We start from the raw sequence: 2,916 nt of genomic DNA on the forward strand, positions 1-2,916 counted from the left end.
TTCCTGCACCCCACGCACCTGCCGAAGGTGGACAAGCGGCCGGGCGGCTACGAGCTGAAGCAGTGCTTTCCCTCCCAGGCGACGTCCCGGCGCCTCACCTGGCGCAACCTGGCGTTCACCGGCCTCAACCCCTGGTTCGCCGCGTTCATGGGCGTCGTGTACATGCTGCTGGGCTGGGGTGTGACGGCGAACCTCAACGAGGGCCCCGCGGGCATCCCCTCGTTCCGCGAGGTCCTCAACGCGGTGTTGCAGAGCACGGGCTCGATGGTGCTCGCGGCCGGGGTGCTGCTGGGCTGCGTCGCCTTCGCGGACGGCCGCAGGGGGCGGCGCTGGCGGCAGGTGGCCGGCAGCCTGCACGGGGCGGTGCACCTCGCCGTCGCGCTGCTGCTCATCTGGGGCGTGGCCGCCATCGCCTCGCCGCTGGCGGGCGAGCTGCGCTGGAGCTTGCGGCGCGACCTGTTCAGCGGGCTGCTGCTCTTCGGCGGCGGCGCGCTGGTGGGGCCGCTGGTGGTGGGCGTGTACCTGCTGCTGTCGCTCAACGTGTTCGCCTGTCACCCCAACGAAGCGTTCTCGTCGCTGTCCATCCCGGACTGGAAGAACTTCCTCCGGTTCCACTTCGACAGGGACGGGCGACTCACCGTGTACCCCATCGGCATCCGCCGGGTGCCGCGCCGGTGGAAGCGGAGCGGGCTCGTGAGGGATCCGGTGTGGGTGCCCGACCCGCGGGACACCCGGGCCACGCCGCCCGCGCTCATCGAACCGCCCATTGTCCTCGGTCGTTCGAAGGCACCGCCCGTGAGGGTGGGTTCGGGTGTCGTCGGTCAGGACGTACCCGCCCCCGTGACGCAGGACGAACATCGTGTGGACGCTCCGGTTTGAGCGGCGCGAGCCGAAGCCCTACGCTGCGGCTCCATGAAGGCGATGCTCCTGTCCCTGATGCTCCTCGGCGCCGCGCCGCCTGGCGCCGCGCCGTCGTCCCTTCCTCCCGAAGCCCTGGGCGCGCCCCCCGTGGTGGATGCGTCCCCCACGGCGTGGTCCTGCACCATCGACACGCTGCGCGCGGGCAAGGAGTGCGTCTTCGAGGCGGAGGTGCCGCCCGCCGGCGCCCCCAACGCCGACGTGGAGAACGCCAACATCAAGCTGCTCCAGGACGCGTCGCGCGCGCTCTGCACGGAGGCCGTCAGCAACGCCCGGGACGGCCAGCCGGACGCGAAGCTCGTCACCGTCTGCGAGCGCAAGTACGCCGCCGTCGTGGGCCGCTGCGGCATCGAGGGCGGCACGCCGGTGGTGGACTCGAAGGGGCGCTTCTCGCCCGCGGCCCGCGCCTGCTACCGCGCGCTGTCCACGGTGCTCCAGGACGTGCAGTTGATGGCCACCGTGGCCTCCTCCTGCTGTGAGTGCGCCGCGCGCAGCCAGTGCCCCGGCCATGGCGAGGCCTGCTACGCGGACGTGTCGCGCCAGCAGGCCGGGCCCGCCGCGCTCGCCTGCCTGGACGAGCGCTGCCACGACGCCTGCTCCATGATGCTGCCGTCCTCCGCGTCCCTTCCCCGTCCGGCGCCCGCGCGCGGAAGCCAGCGCACCGGCTCCGCCTCGCTGTAGCCCGCCCGCACTTCCAGGAGCCCTGCGCCATGCCCCGTCTCCCGATGCTGACCCTCCTGGGCGCGCTCGTCACCGGCTGCGGTGCGTCGCACTCCCACGTGGCCCTGGAGGACCGCGCCCTCACGGACGCGCCGCCCCCGACGCCGCCCGCGCCCGCGCCGAGGCCGCCTCCCGAGGACCCGCTGCCGTCGCCGCATGACGCCCGCGCGTTCACCGCCCGCTACCCCACGGCCGCCGCCTGTGAGGGCGCGGCCCGCCGGCTCCAGGCGTCCTCGCGCGACGATGCGTGGTTGGCGCTGAAGGTCTGCGCGGACGCGCCCACGTTCACGCAGTTGGGCGCGGTGCTGGGCAGCGCGTGGGCGGAGGACCTGCGCGTGCGTCCGGACGCGGCCCCGCTCATCGCCCGCGTGGTGGCCCAGCGCGGCGGCAGCGTGGACGGCGAGCTGCGCCTGCTGCACGCGCGCAAGGTGCCCATCTTCTCGCTCGCGTCCGCCATCGCCCAGCCGGACACCTACCGGGGGCGCTACGTGCTCCTGCGGGCGCAGGTGGCGGATCAGCGGCTGGACGGCGAGCGCCCCACGCTGTGGCTGGTGGAGCAGGGCCTCCAGTCCGTCGGCTCCCACCGCGAGGTGGACGTGACGTACCGCACCGACACGGTGTCGGAGACGTCCGGGGACCTGGGCGGAAGGACCGTGCTGACGGGCGAGGGACGGGTGGGGGGCTCGGCCGCCCTGCGCGAGTCCACCGGCCAGTCCGCCACCGTGAAGACCTACGACAACATCTCCGAGGAGACCGGCCGCGAGGCCCTGGGCCGGCTGCCCGCGCCGGATCCGTTCCTGGAGAGCCGCCGCGACTACGTCATCCTCGCGCGCTTCGACGGCCTGCGCGTCACGTCCGGGATGACCACCGACGACGAGGACGAGGGCCCGAAGATCCCGGTGCTCACCATCGTGAGCTACCACCTGCCGCAGGCGCTCGCCGTCTACTGAGGCCGGGCGTCGTCCCTCAGCGCTTCGCGGGCGCCGCCGCCGCGGTGAGGTCCCGCGACGGCGTGCCGGAGTAGATCTCCACGTCGGTGGCCACCCAGGTGCCGAGCCGTTCGCCGTAGGTGGTGTGCACCTGCACGCCCTCGTGGAGCTGGGCCCGGGCCACGCGCTTTCCGTCGCGGAGGATGCGCGTCGTGGGCGCCACCACGAAGGGGCGCTCCACGCCGTCGTCGTCGCGCACCGTGAAGCCCTGGCCCTCGGCCATCGTCACCGTCCCGTAGAAGTCGGGCGTCTCCAGGGGCACGGCCTCACCCGCGCTCCCGCCACCCCC

Annotated in this window: 3 protein-coding genes and 1 pseudogene; 3 read left to right on the forward strand and 1 reads right to left on the reverse strand. The window is 73.9% G+C overall.

Annotation, left to right across the window (positions count from 1 at the left end; all coding sequences use genetic code 11):
* From D7V93_RS41150 to D7V93_RS41160, 3 genes and pseudogenes are all read left to right on the forward strand, one after another.
* Positions 1-879 (forward strand): annotated as a pseudogene (locus tag D7V93_RS41150) (hypothetical protein); the annotation flags it as partial.
* Between the two features lie 33 nt (positions 880-912).
* Positions 913-1,599 (forward strand): hypothetical protein, encoded by a 687-nt coding sequence (locus D7V93_RS41155; protein ID WP_120648443.1) that lies wholly within the window; start codon positions 913-915, stop codon positions 1,597-1,599.
* Between the two features lie 29 nt (positions 1,600-1,628).
* Positions 1,629-2,588 carry a hypothetical protein gene (locus tag D7V93_RS41160; protein WP_120648444.1) on the forward strand — a complete coding sequence of 320 codons (960 nt, stop codon included), beginning with the start codon at positions 1,629-1,631 and terminating at the stop codon, positions 2,586-2,588.
* A 16-nt stretch (positions 2,589-2,604) separates the two neighbouring features.
* Here D7V93_RS41160 and D7V93_RS45535 read toward each other — a convergent pair.
* On the reverse strand, positions 2,605-2,916 hold a 312-nt coding region (locus D7V93_RS45535), incomplete at its 5' end, for a hypothetical protein (RefSeq protein ID WP_372338422.1).

Source organism: Corallococcus llansteffanensis, from assembly GCF_003612055.1.
In the GTDB taxonomy this organism is placed as follows: domain Bacteria; phylum Myxococcota; class Myxococcia; order Myxococcales; family Myxococcaceae; genus Corallococcus; species Corallococcus llansteffanensis.